This is a genomic window from Amycolatopsis sp. NPDC031561 (assembly GCF_055580625.1).
The window spans coordinates 4,231-22,286 of record NZ_JBVILA010000040.1; the positions used below are offsets into that span (position 1 = coordinate 4,231).

The window sequence follows — 18,056 nt, forward strand, 5'->3', positions numbered from 1 at the left end:
CCTCTCCCCTCCCTCCCCTCCCCCCCCCCCCCCCCCCCTCCTCTTCCCCCCCCCCCCCCCCCCCCCCCCCCCCCCCCCCCCCCCCACCCCCGGAAGGCTGGTGTGGCCGTCACGGTGGCTTCTTGGTCGTGAGTGGCGTTTCGGGTGAGAGCGGCACGGTCGAGCGTGGAGGATCCGGGGCGTTGAACGTCCTGAATCCTCCACGCTCGGATCACACGACCACCTGGCCCGCACGAGCACGCCACGTTTGCCCTTCTCCTCACTAACCGTCCTTACCACTCACGAGTCCCGGCCTCAGTTTCCGCAGTCCGGCTTGGTGTTCAGCGGGCGCCCCCTCGACCACACGAGGTCGACCGGATGCACCGAACCGTCCGGGTCGATGGACAGGATCGGCAGCGCCTTGTCGAGCTGGTTCCCCGTCGCCTGGTCGAACGCGACGAACCCGGTGGCGCCGGGCACCGGCGAGTTGCAGTCGATGCTGCGCAACACGTTCGGCACCGACACCGGATCCGCCGACACGTTCTGCACCGCCGCTTCCACCGCCGCGGCGACGGCGTCGTGTTCGATCATCGCGGCGCCGTCCCACAGTTCCGCCTTGGGAAAACCGTGGGTTCCGGTGAATTCGGCGATGAAGTTGTCGTAGTTCTTCTTGTACGTCGGATGCGCCGGATCGGCGGTGAACATATCCCACTGGTCGGGATAAGCGAGCGCCGTGTAGCGGAGCCGGACACTGATGTCCTTGTCCAGCTCCAAAGGTTTCCCGGCGAGAGTGCTCGCGTCGTCCCCGGTCATCACGGTCACCGAATCGAGCCCTTCACAGGCGCCGTCCCCGGCCAAGGCCGCCACGAGGGCACCGAGATCGAGCCCACGGCCGGCGAAGTAGATCAGGTCGGGTTTCGCACCGCAGATGTCGTTGTGCCACCGGCTGAACAGACCTCGCAGGTAGCCCTCGCGCGAGGTGTCGGTGAGCGGCTTGACGTCGTAGGTCTTCGTGAAGATGACCGGGACCTTCGACGTGTTCTGGAAGGCCTCCGCGAGGGTGGTTGCGTAGGTGTCCTCCTTGCTGACGCCCTGGATCATCATCACGCGGCGGAAACCGTGCGCGGCGATGTACCCGGCCGCCGCACGGGCCTCGTCGGTGTTGGTCGGGCCCACCCGGAAGAAGTTCTCGATCCGCGCGCCTTGCGGATCGGTGTTCATGTTGTCCGCGGTGACGGTCGCGCCGATCGTGGCGATACCGTGCCGGGACAGCTCGGCCACCAGTGCCCGGCTGTTCTCCGAACTGGTGCCGACATCGGTCACCGCCACGATGCGCTGGGCGGGCGCCGCGGCGATGATCTCCTCGGCGACGACGCGCCAGTGGTCGGCGTTGCTCCCGTAGTTGGCCAGCAGGAGCTTGATCCCTGGCGGCCCGTTCTTCGGCCAGGCGGCGGTGATCGCGCCCTGGACCTCACGCCGGACGAACGGGAACGGCTGGCTGTCCACCTTCGGGTCCGGGGCGAGGTTCTCCAGCACCACGATGGTCTTGAAGTTCTCGCCCGCCGCCTCGTTGCGGCCCTTGATGAGCTTCTCCAGCGGGTCGAGCGGGTCGTCGTCCCGCAGCGGACCGGAGTCGAGGTTCAACCCGACGCAGACGTACGACGAGCCGGTCGACTTCTTGTCCGCGTCCACCGCGTGCAGCCCGGCACCACAGGACTCCCACGGTCTCGTCACCGCCACCGTGACGCCCACCAGCACGATCACGACCGCGATCAGCAACAGCCGATGACGGCGCGCCCACCCGTGGGGCCGCACCGGCGGGTCCGTCGCCGTGCGTTCACGGGCGGACATACGGGTTCTCAACGAATCGAGCCAGGACATGACGGGGTTCCGTTCGGGGTTCAGGGAAATTCGCCGCGACGGGCGAGCTCTTTGGCCGACACGAGCGCGCCGACGTCGGGGCGATGCGAAGTGGTGGCCAGCGCGGCGAAAGCGTTCGCGATCACCTCGTGCTGAGCCTGCCCGCGGACCGCGAAGGGGTTGGCGGTCAGCCAACCCGCCGCGATGAGCCGGGCCACGTTGTTGCGGATCTTCGACCTGTCGTCGGGACTCCGCGCGCTGTCGAGGTTGACCAGTTCGTCGTACAGCTCCGCGTGATCCCGTCCGGGCGGCAGATCGTCCGGCGCGTTCAGGACCAGCTCGAGCTTCGCGACCCACTCCGCGTGCGGGATCCGGTTGAACTCGTTCTCGAAGAAGGTGACCACCTCGCCGATGGCGCCGAGCGCGAGGTTGCAGTAGGCCAGGCGCACCGGATCCTGCGCGGTGTCCGGGTCGTCGCGCAGTGCCGTGAACTGCTCGGCGTAGGTCGGCCCGTCCCCGCGCCGGGCCAGCGCGGACACCAGGTTCGCGGCGATCCACGGATGCAGGGCCGCCTGGTCCTCGGTCATGCTCGCCGAGTTCTTCGCCGTCACCCACAACGCGGTGCGCAGCTCGGTCAGGATCCGCCCGACGTGCGGCTGGTCGATGCGGCTCTGCGCGGCGTCCGGGATCAGCCAGGGCGCGGTCGCGAACGGGGCCGCGGTCACGAAGTCGTCGAGATTCACGTCGTCGAGATGCTCGGTCAAGCCGAGCTCGGCCAGCCTGCGGTAGCAGGGATCCCGCTCACCACGGGGATCGGTGGTGAGCAGGTCGCGGTCGCCTTCCCGCACGTCGATCACCCGCAACCGCTCCGCGAGCTGCTCGACCGCGGACGGGAGCCCGCCGGTCGCCCGGTGCGCGAGCGTCACCTTCGGGGTCAGCGCGCCGGAATCGAGGACACGCGCGATCCGCCCGATCGGCTGGGCCGAGAGCCGGACCGGATAGTAGGGCGATTCGAGCGCGCCTTTGGCCGCGTCCGCCCAGTCGTCGTACGAGGCCTCTTCGCAGTCCACCATCGGCCGGACGGCGGACGGGGCGCCGGAGGCGGGTTTCCACGGAGCCAGCCACGCGGTCCCCCAGTCTTCGTGCCACCGCCCGCTGGTGGCGATGACCAGCAGCGCGTCGTGGGCCTCGCGGTCGTTCGGATGCTGGACGGCGTACCGTTCCCGCGCCGAGATCAGGTCGGCGAGGAACTCGGTCCCTCCGGCGTGATCGACGTCGTCGAGGGCCACCACCCAGTTGTGCCAGTGCCTGCGCTGCTGCGAAAGGTCACAGCTGCAGGGGCTCTTTTCCTCCGGTCTGGCCAGCCGCGGATGGTTCGCCCGGACGTCGCCGAGGAACGCCGCCATCAGCCACTCGGTGACAGCCTTCGCGTCACGGGCGTTGCCGTGCGCGAGCCGGTTGAGTTCGAGCAGCGCGTCGAACGGGGACCTGCCCTCGGCGTTCGGGAAGTCGGCCAGTGAATGCAGGGCCTTGCGGAGCCTCGGCCGGATGTTCCGGACCAGATGCGGGAACGTCTGGCGGAACAGATCCGCGTACTGCGGTTCGACGAGACCGGTCACCTTCGCCGTTTCGGACAGCGTGTCGAGCGCTTTGTCCAGTGCCGGTGTCCAGATGACTCCCTGGAAACTGGCGATCAGCGCCTTCAGTTGTGCCAGATCTTCGTCACGATTCCGTCCGGGAAGCTCCGCCTGAACTGCGATCAGCGCAAGAGTGAAACGCAGGAACTTCGGTTTCGGCCGATTCCGCCATTTGCCGGACAATCCGTAGGCCAGTTTTGTGAGCACGTCGATCGTGCCCGCGCGGCCACCCTGCCCGAAATCGAATCCGGCGTGCACGACGCCCCAGCCCAGGTCACGTCGGATCGCTTCCAGTGCCGTGGTCTTTCCCGAACCGACCGGTCCGAGCAGCAGCGTCACCGGCTGCCGGCGCGACGGATTCCCCGTCTCGCGATTGATCAGCATTCTCCGGGCGAGCTGCACCGCGGGAGAATGTCGGTCCACACTCATTTTTCCTGTTCAGCCCCTAGCTGTGATCCGGAATGGAGAATGCGGACCATCGTAGGTACTCGATCAGAATCGGGGCACAGGAAATTCCACACCAGACACGAACGGACGAAATCCGGGGAGAATCGTAATTCTTGCTCGACGGTGAGCGATACCGCCGCTCACTCGAACGGCGCTACCCGCCCCAAGCCGGCTGGCGCCCGCCGCCGGGATAGCCACCGTAGTACCAGTCGTAGTACCAGTCGTTGTCGTGGTGGCCGGCGCGCGGATCCCGTCGTTCCTCGGGTGCCGGGACAGGTGTCGGCGTGGGAGACGGGGTCTCCGAGCCGTTCATCGACGCCGTCAGTGGCGGCGGGGGTGCGACGCTGCCGCCCGACGGTCCGGACGGGGCGGGCGAAGGCACCGCGTCGTCCGGGATCTCGACCGCCTGCGGCGCGATGGTCAGCGACGGCGGCGGGAGTGGCATCCCCGGGATGACCTCGGCCGAGTCGGCCGGGGTGAGCAGCACGGCCAGCAGGCCGCCGAGGACGACACCACCCGCCGAAAGCGCGAAGATCCGCCGGAGCTTCCCGCTTCCGGGACCGGTGGTCTCCGGCGCCCGGTGCTTCGGCCCGCGCGGTCCCCGGCGACGGGGTGCCGCACCGGCTGCCCGCATCAATTCGCTCAGGGCGTCCCCATCGTTGTCGCGGCGAGCCGTGCGTGCCATCGGCACCTCCAAACCCCGGTCCGTCGCTCAGCGCGACGGCCTCATCCCGGGGTGGATCCTAGGAACGCGGGAGCCGGTTGTAAACGGTTGCCCGTCCACAGCGGACAGACGTGCGGTGAAGGGTCAGGCAGCTGCGGTGACCGCGATCGCGGCCTCGCCGGCTTCGGTCAGCTCGGCGGGCACGCGACCGGTGACGGCGGAGAGGCCGGTGGACTCGGCGGGGCGGATGTAACCACCGTGGGCGAGGGCGTGCGCGGTCATCTGGTCGCAACAGGCGAACCCGTCGATGAAGAGGTCCGGCTCGCAGCTGCACGACATCTGGGCGCGGCGGGCCGCGACCGCTCGCAGCATCGCCATGGCTCGATGGGACAACTCGACCTCTGAACCGGACACCGGAACGCACCTCTTTCGATCGGCTGCCTGATCAGCAGCACTTACACCGTGTTATCGGTCGCTGCTCCATCAGTGTTAACAAGATCTCAGACGTTCCCGGGAATCTCTACGTTCCGTTCGATCTTCTTGCTTTTCGCCAGTGCCAAAGTGGGCTCCAGGACACTGGCCCACTGCGCGACGATCTGCTTGCGGCGCCTCGTGTCATCGGTCAGCAGATTCGCCAGCCCCAGACCGCGGGCAAGATCGAGAGTGGCCTGGACCAGCTCACGAACGCCCTGGTGGGACTCGTCGACGCCGAAGAGTTCGACCGTCACCCGATGTGCTTCCCTGCCGACCCGCGCCTCCAGCGGCACCAGGGTCGCGCGCAGCCCTTCGTCGGTCGACGCCGCGACCCACAGGTGGAGCGCGGCACGGAACATCGGCCCGCTGTAGAGGTTGAGCACCATGTCGACGGCCCGTTCGATCCGCGACCGCCCCGACGGCAGTTCCGCGGCGCGGGCGCGCAGTTCCACGATCTGGATCTCGCCGACGTGCTCGACCGCGGCCGCGACCAGGTCTTCCCTGGTCGGGAAGTGGTGCTGCGCGGCACCGCGCGAGACCCCGGCGCGTTCGGCGATGACCGCCACCGTGGTCCCGTTCCAGCCCAGCTCCCCGATCGTCTCGACGGCGGCCTCGACCAGCCGCCGACGGGTCGTGCGGCTGCGCTCCTGCTGCGGTTCGCGGATCATCGCCGGTCTTCGACCCAGAAATCGAGCTGCAGGTCGTCCTCGGACCCGCCGACGCGGTACTTCGAGAAGTCCGTGACGCCTTCGGCGGCCAGTACCTCGTCGTCGAGGTAGAAATTCCCCGTCGCCTCGGCGCTCGGTTTGGTGAGGATCGCGTGCGCGGCGTCCGCCATGATCTCCGGCGTCCGCGACTTCGCCGCAAGTTCGGCGCCGACGACGTTGCGGATCGCCGCGGTGTCGATGGTCGTCCGCGGCCACAGCGAGTTCGCCGCGATCCCGAACTGCCGCAGTTCCGCCGCGAGCCCGACGGTCACCAGGCTCATCGAGTACTTCGCGATGCTGTACGCGAGATGCCCGGCCTGGAACCACTTCTCGTCGAGGCTGATCGGCGGCGAGAGCGTCAGGATGTGGGCGTTCTCCGCCAGCTTCAGATACGGGATGGCGAGCTTCGACAGCAGGAACGAACCGCGCGCGTTGATGTCCTGCATCAGGTCGTAGCGCTTCATGCTGACCGACTCGGTCGGCGTCAGATCGATCGCGCTCGCGTTGTTGAGCACGATGTCGATGCCGCCGAACTGCTCCGCGGTCCGCGCGATCGCGGCCTCGACCGAGGTGTCGTCGCGGACGTCGCCGACGATCGGCAGCGCCTGCCCGCCCGCGTCCTCGATCGCCTTGGCCGCGGTGTAGACCGTGCCCGGCAGTTTCGGGTGCGGCTCGGCGGTTTTGGCCAGCAGGGCGATGTTCGCCCCGTCGCGGGCGGCGCGGATCGCGATGGCCTCGCCGATCCCGCGACTGCCGCCGGAGATGATGATCGTCTTGCCGTGCAGCGTGCTCATGGGTCGCCTCTCAGTCTCCAATGGTGAACCCGCGACCGCGATAGCGGAGCCTTCGGCTGAGGCGGGTTCACGTCGTGGTCGGCTGGGTTCCGCCGTCCGCGTCTACTCCGTTGCCTCTCAGTAGGACCTGGGGAGACCCAGGCTGTGCTGGCCGACGAAGTTGAGCACCATCTCGCGGCTCACCGGCGCGATCCGGCCCAGCCGGACCGCGGTGACCAGTGTGCCCAGCCCGTATTCGCTGGCGAGACCGTTGCCTCCGTGGGTCTGCACGGCCTGGTCGACGGCGCGGATCGCGACCTCGGCGGCCGCGTACTTCGCCATGTTCGCCGACTCGCCCGCGCCGAAGTCGTCGCCGGAGTCGTAGAGCGAAGCCGCCTTCTGCGTCATCAGCTTGGCCAGTTCCAGCTCGATCTTGATCTCCGCCAGCGGATGCGCGAGTCCCTGGTGGCTGCCGATCGGCGCGCCGCCCCACACCTTGCGCTCGTTGGCGTAGGCGACGGCCTTGGACAGCGCGTACCGCGCGATGCCGAGCGAGAACGACGCGCCCATGATGCGTTCGGGATTGAGCCCGGCGAACAGCTGCGCGATCGCCGCGTCCTCCTCGCCGACCAGCGCGTCGGCGGGCAGGTGGACGTCGTCGAGGAACAGGCCGAACTGCTTCTCCGGCGAGACGATGTCCATCTCGATCTGCTTGTACTCGAAGCCGGGCGCGTCGGTCGGGACGGTGAACAGCGCGGGCTTGAGCTTGCCGGTCTTCGCGTCCTCGGTGCGGCCGACGACCAGGACGGCGTCCGCCTCGTCGACGCCGGAGATGTAGACCTTCCGTCCACTGAGGACCCAACCGTCGGCGTCGCGTTTCGCGGTGGTGGTGATCTTGTGCGAGTTCGACCCGGCGTCCGGTTCGGTGATCGCGAAGACCATCCGCCTGCTGCCGTCGGCGATGCCGGGCAGCCAGCGCTTCTTCTGCTCGTCGGTGCCGAAGCGGGAGATGACCGTGCCGCAGATCGCCGGCGAGACGACCATGAGCAGCAGCGGACTGCCCGCCGCGGCGAGTTCTTCCAGTACCGCGGCGAGATCGGCGATGCCCGCTCCCCCGCCGCCGTACTCCTCGGGCAGGTTCACGCCGAGGTAGCCGAGCCGTCCGGCCTCGGCCCACAGTTCCTCGGTCTTGAGCCCGGCGCGGGCCTGCTTGGCGTAGTACTCGTACCCGTACTTCTTGCCGAGTTCGGCGACCGCCGCCCGCAGCGCGACGCGCTCCTCGGGCTCGGTGAAGTTCATCGCGTTCATTCGTTCTCTCCTACCACCGCGAGGATCGTGCCCACTTCGACCTGCTGCCCGACGACGACCGGGAGTTCCGTCACGACGCCGTCGGCGGGCGCCGCGATCCGGTGTTCCATCTTCATCGCTTCCAGCCACAGCAACGGATCGCCGGTCTTGACCGCGTCACCGGCCTCGACCGCGAGCCGGACGACGGTGCCCGGCATCGGCGCCACCAGCGAACCGGCGGCGAGCGCCGCGTCCGGATCCGTGTACCTCGGCACCACGGTCAGTTCCACGGTGCCTTCCGGCGAATCGACGTACACGGCGCCGTCGTACCTCGCGACGGCGAACTTCCGCCGCACCCCGGCGACCTCCAGGACGACACCGCCACCTTCGGCCGAAACGAGTTCGACGCCTTCGAAGCCCTCGGCACGCAGGCCGTCACGGGTGAGCGTGTAGACGACCTCGATCTCGTCTTCGCCATGACGAAAACGTTTGCGCTGCCCCTGGGAGCGGACATTGCGCCAGCCGCTCGGCAAGCGTCCTTGCACCTGGGCGCCCGAGCGGTTCACCGCGGCGCCCGCCAATGCGGCCGCCAGCGCGGAAATCCGTACGGTGTCCACAGTGGCCAGTGGCTTCGCCAGCGTGTCCAGCCCGTGCCGGTCGAAGAACGCCGTGTCGGTTTCACCGGCCAGGAACGCCTCGTGCCGCAGGACGTTCACCAGCAGGTCGCGGTTCGTCACCACGCCGTGGATCTCGGCGCCCGCCAGCGCACCGGCCAACGCCCGCGCCGCGCTCCGGCGGTCCGGGGCGAACGCGATGACCTTGGCGAGCATCGGGTCGTAGTGCACGCCGACGGTCTGGCCGCTGACGAAGCCGGAGTCCAGCCGCACGCCAGGGCCGATCTCGAATTCCCGCTGCGCGGCGGGAACTTCGAAGCGGTGCAGTGTGCCGCTCTGCGGCTGCCAGCCCGCGGCCGGGTCTTCGGCGTAGAGCCGGACCTCGATCGCGTGGCCCCGCGTCTCCGGCTCGTCGATCGGGAGGTGCTCGCCTTCCGCGATCCGCAGCTGCAGCGCGACGAGGTCGAGTCCTGTCGTGGCTTCGGTGACCGGGTGCTCGACCTGGAGCCGGGTGTTCATCTCCAGGAAGTAGAACCGCCCGTCCCGTCCGGCCAGGAACTCGACAGTGCCGGCGCCAACGTAATCGATCGCCTGCGCGGCCTTGCGCGCGGCGTCGAACAGGGCCTCCCGCATGGCTTCGTCGACGAACGGCGATGGCGCCTCCTCGACCACCTTCTGGTGACGGCGCTGGATCGAGCATTCCCGCTCCCCCACCGCCCACACCGTGCCGTGGGTGTCGGCGAGCACCTGGACCTCGATGTGACGTCCGGTCTCCAGGTACCGCTCACAGAACACGGTCGCGTCGCCGAAGGCCGAAGCGGCCTCCGCGCTCGCCCCTTCGACGGCTTCGGCGAGTTCGCCGAGTGAGCGCACGACGCGCATCCCGCGTCCGCCACCCCCGGCGGAAGCCTTGACCAGCAGAGGAAGGTCGGCTTCGGTGACCTCGGCCGGGTCCAGTTCGGACAGGATCGGGACACCGGCGTCGGCCATCATCCGCTTGGACTCGACCTTGGAGCCCATGCTCTCGATGGCTTCCGGCGGCGGACCGACCCAGGTGAGCCCGGCGTCGAGGACGGCGCGGGCGAACGCGGCGTTCTCCGACAGGAAGCCGTAGCCGGGGTGGATCGCGTCGGCGCCGGTTTCGACGGCCGCCTTGATCAGCAGTTCGGCCCGCAGGTAGGTGTCGGACGGCGCGTTGCCCGGCAATCGGACCGCGATGTCGGCCTCGGCGGTGTGCGGCGCGTCGGCGTCCGCGTCGGAGAACACCGCGACCGTGCCGATCCCGGCGTCGCGGCAGGTGCGGAACACGCGGCGGGCGATCTCCCCGCGGTTGGCGACCAGGAGTTTCTCGATCATGCCGCTCACATCCTGAAGACGCCGAAGCCCTCGGCGCCCTTCACTGGTCCATTGTGGATCACGGACAGGCTGAGCCCGAGCACCGTGCGGGTGTCGCGGGGATCGATGATCCCGTCGTCGTAGAGCATTCCGGAGAGGAACATCGGCATCGACTCCAGCTCGATCTGCCCCTCCACCATCGCGCGCATGGCGGCGTCGTGCTCCTCGTTGTAGTCCTGACCGCGCGACGCGGCGGCGGCGCGGGCCACGATGGACAGCACGCCGGCCAGCTGCTGCGGCCCCATGACCGCGGATTTCGCGCTGGGCCAGGCGAACAGGAAGCGGGGGTCGTAGGCGCGGCCGCACATGCCGTAATGCCCGGCGCCGTACGAAGCGCCCATGAGCACCGAAAGATGTGGCACCTTCGAGTTCGACACGGCGTTGATCATCATCGCGCCGTGCTTGATGATGCCGCTCTGCTCGTACTCCTTGCCGACCATGTAGCCGGTGGTGTTGTGCAGGAAGACCAGCGGAGTGTCGATCTGGTTGGCCAGCTGGATGAACTGCGCGGCCTTCTGCGACTCCTCGCCGAAGAGCACGCCTTGGGCGTTGGCGAGGATGCCGACCGGATAGCCGTGGATGCTCGCCCAGCCGGTGGCGAGGCTGCTGCCGTACAAGGGTTTGAACTCGTCGAAGTCCGAACCGTCGGCGACCCTGGCGATCACCTCGCGCGGGTCGAACGGCACCTTGAGATCGGTGGGCACGATGCCGAGCAGGTCTTCGGCGGAGTACAGCGGCTCGGCGTAGTCCGGTTTCGGCGTCGGGCCCTGCTTGCTCCAGTTGAGCCGTTTGACGATGCTGCGGCCGAGCCGGATCGCGTCCTCTTCGTCGGCCGCGAGGTAGTCGGCGAGGCCCGACGTGCGGGCGTGCATTTCGGCACCGCCGAGCGATTCGTCGTCGGACTCCTCACCGGTGGCCATCTTGACCAGCGGCGGCCCGCCCAGGAACACCTTCGCGCGTTCCTTGACCATCACGACGTAGTCCGACATGCCGGGCAGGTACGCGCCGCCGGCGGTCGAGTTGCCGAACACCAGCGCGATCGTGGGCACCTTGGCCGCCGAAGACCGCGTGATGTCGCGGAAGATCCGGCCGCCGGGGATGAAGATCTCCTTCTGCGTGGGCAGATCCGCGCCGCCGGACTCGACGAGATTGATCACCGGCAGGCGGTTCTGCGCGGCGATGTCCGCGGCGCGGTAGCTCTTCTTGGCCGTCCACGGGTTGCTGGCCCCGCCTTTGACCGTGGGGTCGCTCGCCGAGATCATGCACTCGACGCCTTCGACCACGCCGATTCCGGTGATCACGCTGGCGCCGACCTGGTAGTCCGAACCCCAGGCCGCCAGCGGCGAAAGCTCCAGGAACGGCGAGTCCTCGTCGAGGAGGAGCTCGATCCGCTCGCGGGCGAGCAGCTTGCCGCGTTTGCGGTGCCGGGCGACGTACTTCTCGCCGCCGCCCGCGATCGCCTTGGCGTGCTCGCCGTCGATCTCGGCGAGTTTGCCGAGCATGGACTCGCGATTGGCGGCGAACTCCTCGCTTCGTTCGTCCACTGTGGACCTGATGGTGCTCATGCGGTGTATCCCAATCGCTTCGCGGCCAGGCCGGTGAGGATCTCGTTGGTCCCGCCACCGATGCCGAGGATGCGCACGTCACGGTAGTGACGCTCCACTTCGGACTCCCGCATGTAGCCGAGTCCGCCGTGCAGCTGCACGGCCTCGTTGACCACCCATTCGGCGGTCTCGACGGCGGTGTTCTTCGCGAAACAGGCTTCGGCGATGACCTCTTCGCCCGCGACGTGGCGCTGGGCGACCTGCCGGGTGTACGTCCGGGCGACGTCGATCTTGCGGGCCATCTCGGTGAGCTTGTGCTGCACCAGCTGCCGGGAGATCAGCGGACGGCCGAAGGTCTCGCGCAGTCGGCACCAGTCCAGCGTCAGGTCGAGCGCTCGCTGAGCGTGCGCGTATCCCTGCACCGCCAGCGAAACCCGCTCGGTGACGAACTGCGTGGCGACCTGCGCGAACCCGCTGTTCTCGGCGCCGATCAGGTTCTCCGCGGGCACCCGGACGTCCACATAGGACAACTCGGCGGTGTCCGAGCAGAGCCAGCCCATCTTCTCCAGCTTGCGGGACACGGTGAAGCCCGGCGTGCCGCGCTCGACGACGATGAGCGAGATCCCGTGCGCGCCGGATTCCCCGGTGCGGACCACCGTGGTCACGAAGTCCGCGCGGCAGCCCGAGGTGATGAACGTCTTGGCACCGTTGATGACGTACTCGTCACCCTCGCGCACCGCAGTCGTGCGGATCCCCGCGACGTCGGAGCCGCCGTCGGGTTCGGTGACCGCCAGCGAACCGATCTTGGCGCCTTCCAGCGCCGGCCGGACCCAGCGTTCGATCTGCACCGGATCGCCTGCCGCCGCGATGTGCGGGACGGCGATGCCGCAGGTGAACAGCGAGGCGAAGAGCCCGCCGGAACCACCCGCGTAGTGCAGTTCCTCGGCGATGACCACGGCGTCGAGATAGTCGCCGCCCCCGCCGCCGACCTCCTCGGGGAAGCCGACGCCGAGCAGCCCGAGGTCCCCGGCCTTGCGATGCAGGTCGCGAGGCAGTTCGCCCTCGCGCTCCCAGCCTTCGAGGTGGGGCAGGATCTCGGTCTCGGCGAACCGCCGGACGGTCTTGCGCAGCTCGGCGCGTTCCGGAGTCGAGAAGGGGTCGGTCACAGGAAAGCCTCCGGGATGTCGATCTCGCGGGAGCGCAGCCATTCCCCGAGCGCCTTCGCCTGCGGGTCGAACCGCGCCTGCGACGCGACGCCCTCGCCGAGGATTCCTTCGACGACGAAGTTGATCGCCCGCAGGTTCGGCAGGAGATGCCGCCGGACCTCCAGGTCGGCGGTCTCCGGGAGCAGCAGTTTGAACTCGGTGACGGTGAGCCGATGGGCGAGCCAGCGCCACGCCTCGTCGGACCGCGCCCAGACGCCGACGTTCGCGTTGCCGCCCTTGTCGCCGCTGCGGGCGCCGATCACCTTGCCCAGCGCCGCCCGGCGGACCTGCGCCTGGGTGAACGGGGCAGGCAGCCCGTATTCGTCCACTTCGGACAGAGGCAGGGTGTCGCTCACCTGTGCGATGTCGCGCCGCGTCCCGTCCGGCAAAACCGCGACGTGCGGAACCTCTTGGGCGTCGACGTAAGCGGCCCGGTACACGCCATAGGGCGAGGCGGCCGCGGGTGGCGCGGTGACGTGGAAGCCGGGGTAGCTCGCCAGCGCGAGCTCGATCGCCGCACCGCTGAACGCGCGCCCGGCGACCTCCGGATCGGCGTCCTTCACCGCGACGTGCAGCAACGCGCTCGCCTGCTGCTCGGTTTCGGCGTCGGGCCGGTCCGTGCGGGCCAGCGTCCAGCGGACCTCGGCGGGCGGTCGTGCCTTGAGCGCGCCTTCGAGTTGTTCCTTGACCAGCGCGGCTTTCGCTTCGATATCGAGTCCGGTGAGGACGAACGTCGTCTCGTTACGGAAGCCACCGAGGCCGTTCAGACAGACCTTGAGCGTCGGGGGCGGGGGTTCGCCGGTGACACCGCTGATCCGGACGCGGTCCGGGCCGTCGTCGGTCAGGGTCAGCGTGTCGAACCGCGTCGTGACGTCCGGCCCGGCGTAGCGGGCGCCGGTGATCTCGTAGAGCAGTTGCGCGGTGACGGTTCCGGCGTTCACCACGCCACCGGTTCCGGGATGTTTGGTGATCACGCTGGAGCCGTCGGCGGAGATCTCGGCGATCGGGAAGCCCGGGACACCGATCTCGTGCTCGGTGAAGAACGCGTAGTTGCCGCCGGTGGCCTGGGTGCCGCATTCGATCACGTGCCCGGCCACGACCGCGCCCGCCAGCGCGTCGTAGTCGTCGCGCGCCCAGCCGAAGTGCGCGGCGGCGGGACCGACGATCACCGAAGCGTCGGTGACCCGGCCCGTCACCACGATGTCGGCACCCGCGTTCAGGCACTCCGTGATCCCCCACGCGCCGAGATAGGCGTTGGCGGTCAGCGTCTTGCCGAATCCGAGCTCTTCGGCACGCTGGACGAGGTCGTCACCCTCGACGTGCGCGATGGCGACGTCGACCCCGAGTTTCGCGGCCAGCTCACGGAGCGCCTCCGCGAGCCCGGCGGGGTTGAGCCCACCGGCGTTCGCGACGATCTTGACGTCTTTTTCCTTGGCCAGCGCGAGATTTTCCTCCATCTGGCGAAGGAAGGTCTTGGCGTAGCCGCGGTTCGGGTCCTTCATCCGGTCTCGGCCGAGGATGAGCATGGTCAGCTCGGCCAGGTAGTCACCGGTCAGCACGTCGAGCGGGCCGCCGGTGAGCATCTCGCGGACGGCGGAGAACCGGTCGCCGTAGAACCCGGAGGCGTTGCCGATCCTGATCGGCGCCGTCATGCGAACTGCCCCGGCTGCCGTCCGGCTCCGGGAGGCCCGGCGAAGGCCTGCGCGATCCCGAGCCATTCCTCGACGTCGGCGCCGGTGGCGACCAGGTCGGTGTCGTCAGGATGACGGCGCTGGGTGATGACGAGGCAGAAGTCGACGGCGCTCCCGGTGAGCCGCTGCTCGGCGTCCTCAGGTCCGAACGCCCAGTTCGTGCCGTCGGGCGCGGTGAGCTCGACCCGGAACTCCTCGGCGGGCGGCGCGAGCGCGTTGAGCTTGTAGGCGAAGTCGCGGGTGCGGGTGCCGAAGCGGGCGATGTGCCAGATCCGGCCGGTGTTCTCGCGCACGACGCCGAACGTGTCGAAGATGTCCTGGCCGTGCGCCCAGGTCTCCATGAGCCGCGCTGTCACCATGGACGCCGCGCTCATCGGCGGGCCGTACCAGGGGATCTTCTGCCCGTCGGGCACCGCGGCGAGCGCTGCCGCGAGTTCCGCCCGCCCGGCTCGCCATTCGGCCAGCAGTTCACGGGGCGGCGTCTTCGCGCCCTCGGCGGCACCGTCGTCGACATAGGTCTCCCCCGTCGCGAGGAGCCCTTCGATCTCGGTCTGCCACTCGGCCTCGGACCCGCGCGCCGCGATCAGCGCCTTACGATCCGTCCAGGCCAGATGGGCTATCTGATGGGCGATCGTCCAGCCTTCGGCCGGGGTCTTCCGCGCCCAATCCGACGCGGGCAGTTCCGCCACCACGTCGTCGATGGCCTGCGTTTCCGCCGCGAGATCCCCAAGGATCACGCCAAGGTCAGCCATGCCCGCCTCCTCGCGTCCTCCTCAGGCTGGCACCCTCCGACAGAAAAATCAAGCACGCCTGATTGTTTTGACGGGAGTTGAAGGGGCCCTTCGCCGCATCCGACGCGGCGAAGGGCCCCTTAGTCGCATGTCACGCGGGGAAAGTCCCCTTCAGCTCCCGTAGAGGGCGCCGACCGCGGCATGGACCGAAGTCGAGTACACCGCGTCGTACGTATGACGCCCGGCCAGGACGTCGCCGCCCTTCCGGCTGTAGGTCCAGCCGCCGTCGGCCTCGAAGCCGGGGTTCGCGACGTGGCAGCCGGTCAGGCTGATGTCGTCCATCCGCGCGGTGACCGAGTAGTTGGTGACGGCCTTCTTCTCGTACAGGCGCAGAGTGAGCGTCGCCGATCCGCCGCTGAGACGCGGGGTGAGATCGATCGGCGACGAGGTGTACCAGTCGCTCCCCTCGCTGGCGACGTCACGCTCCCACACCTGCGTCCCGCCGACGATCGCCTGTTTCGCGTGGTACCCGAGCGGGCTCGTGGCAGGCCGGTCGTCGGTGTGCCACACGACCATCCGGCACGACGTCGACCCGGCGTCGAGGCGGACGGTCGTGCTCGCGGCCGCGTAGTCCCCCGCCGCGGTGGCGTTGTCGGGGTGCACGGTGAACACCAGCGCGCTGTTCCCGGCGTGCGCGACGCGTTCGTCGCTGGACTGCGGGCGCCCGGGCGTCAGCGGCAGCGCGTACTGGATGACGCCGTCGAGCTTCCCCGCCGCCGCGTACTCCAGGCCGACCGCGGTCACCGTGCGGACGTACTCGACGTCCGGGGTGATCGTGGTGCGCGACAACGTGGAGGCGTACACCATCAGGATGGCCTTGCGGCCCTTGCTCGCGAGCCGCGCGACGATCTGGTCCAGCTGCGGACGAAGACTCCCGGTCCACAACGTGTTGCGGTACGGGTCGTCACGGAAGGGCAGGATCAGACTGTCGATGCTCGCGGCATAGGCGTCCACAAAGGACTGTGTGACCGCGTTGGCGTACACCACCGGATAGAAGTCCAGCCCCGGCTGGATAGCCCGGGCGGCGGTCCGCATCCTGGCGGTGTAGTCCTTGGTGAAGGTGGCCGTGTTGGCGTTGAAGTCGTCCATCGCCCAGGCCTTCAGCACCGGGAAACGCACCGAGAGCCGGGCGATCGCCTGCCCCCAGGCGACGTAGTCCTTCTTGTAGGGCAGGTACTCCGCGCAACTCGTGCCGCCGGGGCACTCGGTCGGCGGGACCAGGTAGACCCAGACCGCGAGGCCGCTCGCCTGCGCGGCGGGCAGGAACTCCTGCTCCAGATCACCCCAGTCGGTGGACTTGTTGACCAGGAACGCGTACGTGTCCGCGTTCATCGCCCGGAGCCGGTCCACCGTCGCCTGAGCGTCGACGTGCCCATCGGTCTTGCGCACGGGATTGGCGTAACTGGCACGGATCCCTGGTGCGGGCACCGCTTCGGCGGGCAACGCGAGCAGCGAACCCAGGAGCGCCAGCAGCAGCGCGACCACGGACCATCTCCCGGCCTGCCGCGAGGACAAGGGTGTCGTCATGGTTCCTGAGCCTGCCGGGATCGCGCATAAGTTCCGTACATGCCCACAGGCCAATCACAGGACTCTGCGTAGTGCATTCACCATCTTTTGTTCCCCATCGGGTGAAATGACCCCCACCTGCCCGCTACGCAAATCGGGCTAGTACAGGCGTTCGAAATGTCGTAGCGTTGATCCCGTGGCCAGCGAAAACAGTCCCCAGTCAGTGCGCACCGAGTGGTGGCGTGCCGATACTGCATCGCTGCATGCCCGTAAGCAGGAAATCGAAGTCCTGAAGCGTCAATTGGATGCGGAGCAGTACGCGGTCTTGGCGGAGTTGAATTCTCGTGGGATTCGTGGGTGTACGGGGCATTCGACGTTGATGGGGTTGATCTTTCAGGACTTCCACGTGTCGGAGAAGGAAGCGTCGGCTCGCGCTGATCGGGCGCTGGCTCTGCATCCTGGGGTGGTCATCGGCGGGGGCGTCGTGCCACCGCTGGCTCCGTTGACCGCCGAAGCCGCTGCCGAAGGTGCGATCGGGGGCGGTCAGATCGATGCGATCATCGGCGCTCTCGCCCAGATTCCCTCCTTTGTTCCTGCGGAGGAGGTGCGGGCCGGGGAGAAGATCTTGGTTGATCTGGCTCGGCGGGCTGGGCCGAAGGAGATCGTGACGGCTGGGCGTCGGATGCTGAACACGATGGATCCCGACGGTAAAGAACCCCGTGATGAGGGCCCGAAGGATGCTCGTCCGGAGTTGCGGTTCGTCAAGCGTCGTGACGGCACGCTCGGGTTCGCGGGAACCCTGGATCTGGAAACCTATGCGCGGTTGAAGTCCGATCTCGATCCTCTGGCCAAGCCGCACAAGGCTGTCGACGGTGTCCGTGACTCTCGCGGCCAGGGTGAGCGTTATGGGGATGCGTTCGCCGACTATGTGCGGTTGAAGACCGCCAGCCCCGATCTTCCCGGTCAGGCTGGGGAGTCGACCCAGATTCTGGTGACCATGGCCTACGAGGATCTGATGAACGAGGTCGGCGACGGCGTCCTCGACTTGGTCGGCCCGATCAGTGCCACCGACGTCCGGATCCTGGCCTGCGATGCCCGGATCCGGCCTGTTGTTCTGTCGGGGGCGGGGAAGCCGCTGGATGTGGGGCGGTCCAGCCGGTCCGCCACCACCCCGCAGAAGCACGCCCTGAAAATCCGCGACGGTGGGTGTGCGTTCCCGGGCTGTGATATGCCGGTGCAGCGTTGCACCGCACATCACATAGTTTTCTGGCGACACCGTGGCGAAACGAAAATCGACAACCTCGTGCTCCTCTGCGCGAGACACCATCGGCTGATCCATAAAAGCGAGTGGAAAGTCCAGATCGCCCAAGACGGGCTCCCTGAATTCACCGCCCCCGCCTACCTCGACCCCACCGGGACTCCGAGGCGCAACACCATGCACCTACAGGTATAGGCCGATGACAGCGAAAGCCTCCAAGCCCA

Annotated in this window: 14 protein-coding genes; 1 reads left to right on the top strand and 13 read right to left on the bottom strand. The window is 68.4% G+C overall.

Annotation, left to right across the window (positions count from 1 at the left end; genetic code table 11):
• Window positions 1-294: 294 nt before the first annotated feature.
• From ACZ5IK_RS42420 to ACZ5IK_RS42480, 13 genes are all read right to left on the bottom strand, one after another.
• Complete coding sequence (locus tag ACZ5IK_RS42420; RefSeq protein ID WP_465492891.1) at window positions 295-1,830, bottom strand: type 1 periplasmic-binding domain-containing protein; 1,536 nt, start codon at window positions 1,828-1,830, stop codon at window positions 295-297.
• Window positions 1,831-1,880: 50 nt separating this feature from the next.
• Window positions 1,881-3,899, bottom strand: a complete 2,019-nt coding sequence (locus tag ACZ5IK_RS42425) for a hypothetical protein (protein ID WP_465492892.1) — start codon at window positions 3,897-3,899, stop codon at window positions 1,881-1,883.
• A gap of 178 nt (window positions 3,900-4,077) precedes the next feature.
• Window positions 4,078-4,608, bottom strand: coding sequence for a hypothetical protein (locus tag ACZ5IK_RS42430; RefSeq protein ID WP_465492893.1), 531 nt, complete (start codon window positions 4,606-4,608; stop codon window positions 4,078-4,080).
• A gap of 123 nt (window positions 4,609-4,731) precedes the next feature.
• Window positions 4,732-5,001, bottom strand: a complete 270-nt coding sequence (locus tag ACZ5IK_RS42435; protein ID WP_101606846.1) for a hypothetical protein — start codon at window positions 4,999-5,001, stop codon at window positions 4,732-4,734.
• An 86-nt stretch (window positions 5,002-5,087) separates the two neighbouring features.
• Window positions 5,088-5,729, bottom strand: a complete 642-nt coding sequence (locus tag ACZ5IK_RS42440; protein WP_101606845.1) for a TetR/AcrR family transcriptional regulator — start codon at window positions 5,727-5,729, stop codon at window positions 5,088-5,090.
• Window positions 5,726-6,562 (bottom strand): SDR family oxidoreductase, encoded by an 837-nt coding sequence (locus ACZ5IK_RS42445; protein ID WP_465492894.1) that lies wholly within the window; start codon window positions 6,560-6,562, stop codon window positions 5,726-5,728. Before ACZ5IK_RS42445 ends, ACZ5IK_RS42440 begins: the two co-directional genes overlap by 4 nt.
• A gap of 117 nt (window positions 6,563-6,679) precedes the next feature.
• Window positions 6,680-7,849 carry an acyl-CoA dehydrogenase family protein gene (locus ACZ5IK_RS42450; protein WP_465492895.1) on the bottom strand — a complete coding sequence of 390 codons (1,170 nt, stop codon included), beginning with the start codon at window positions 7,847-7,849 and terminating at the stop codon, window positions 6,680-6,682.
• Entirely contained in the window at window positions 7,846-9,798 is a 1,953-nt protein-coding gene (locus tag ACZ5IK_RS42455; protein WP_465492896.1) for an acetyl/propionyl/methylcrotonyl-CoA carboxylase subunit alpha, read from the bottom strand. The genes ACZ5IK_RS42450 and ACZ5IK_RS42455 overlap by 4 nt, the downstream gene beginning before the upstream one ends.
• Before the next feature lie 5 nt (window positions 9,799-9,803).
• Window positions 9,804-11,402, bottom strand: a complete 1,599-nt coding sequence (locus tag ACZ5IK_RS42460) for an acyl-CoA carboxylase subunit beta (protein ID WP_465492897.1) — start codon at window positions 11,400-11,402, stop codon at window positions 9,804-9,806.
• A complete protein-coding gene (locus ACZ5IK_RS42465) occupies window positions 11,399-12,547 on the bottom strand; it encodes an acyl-CoA dehydrogenase family protein (RefSeq protein ID WP_465492898.1) in 1,149 nt (382 codons plus the stop codon). Before ACZ5IK_RS42465 ends, ACZ5IK_RS42460 begins: the two co-directional genes overlap by 4 nt.
• Entirely contained in the window at window positions 12,544-14,238 is a 1,695-nt protein-coding gene (locus tag ACZ5IK_RS42470) for an acyclic terpene utilization AtuA family protein (protein WP_465492899.1), read from the bottom strand. Before ACZ5IK_RS42470 ends, ACZ5IK_RS42465 begins: the two co-directional genes overlap by 4 nt.
• A complete protein-coding gene (locus ACZ5IK_RS42475; protein ID WP_465492900.1) occupies window positions 14,235-15,029 on the bottom strand; it encodes a TIGR03084 family metal-binding protein in 795 nt (264 codons plus the stop codon). Before ACZ5IK_RS42475 ends, ACZ5IK_RS42470 begins: the two co-directional genes overlap by 4 nt.
• Window positions 15,030-15,179: 150 nt before the next feature.
• On the bottom strand, window positions 15,180-16,595 hold the full coding sequence (locus ACZ5IK_RS42480) for a hypothetical protein (protein WP_465492901.1): 1,416 nt from the start codon (window positions 16,593-16,595) through the stop codon (window positions 15,180-15,182).
• A gap of 175 nt (window positions 16,596-16,770) precedes the next feature.
• Here ACZ5IK_RS42480 and ACZ5IK_RS42485 point away from each other — a divergent pair, with 175 nt between their 5' ends.
• Complete coding sequence (locus ACZ5IK_RS42485) at window positions 16,771-18,027, top strand: HNH endonuclease signature motif containing protein (protein WP_465492902.1); 1,257 nt, start codon at window positions 16,771-16,773, stop codon at window positions 18,025-18,027.
• Window positions 18,028-18,056 lie beyond the last annotated feature (29 nt).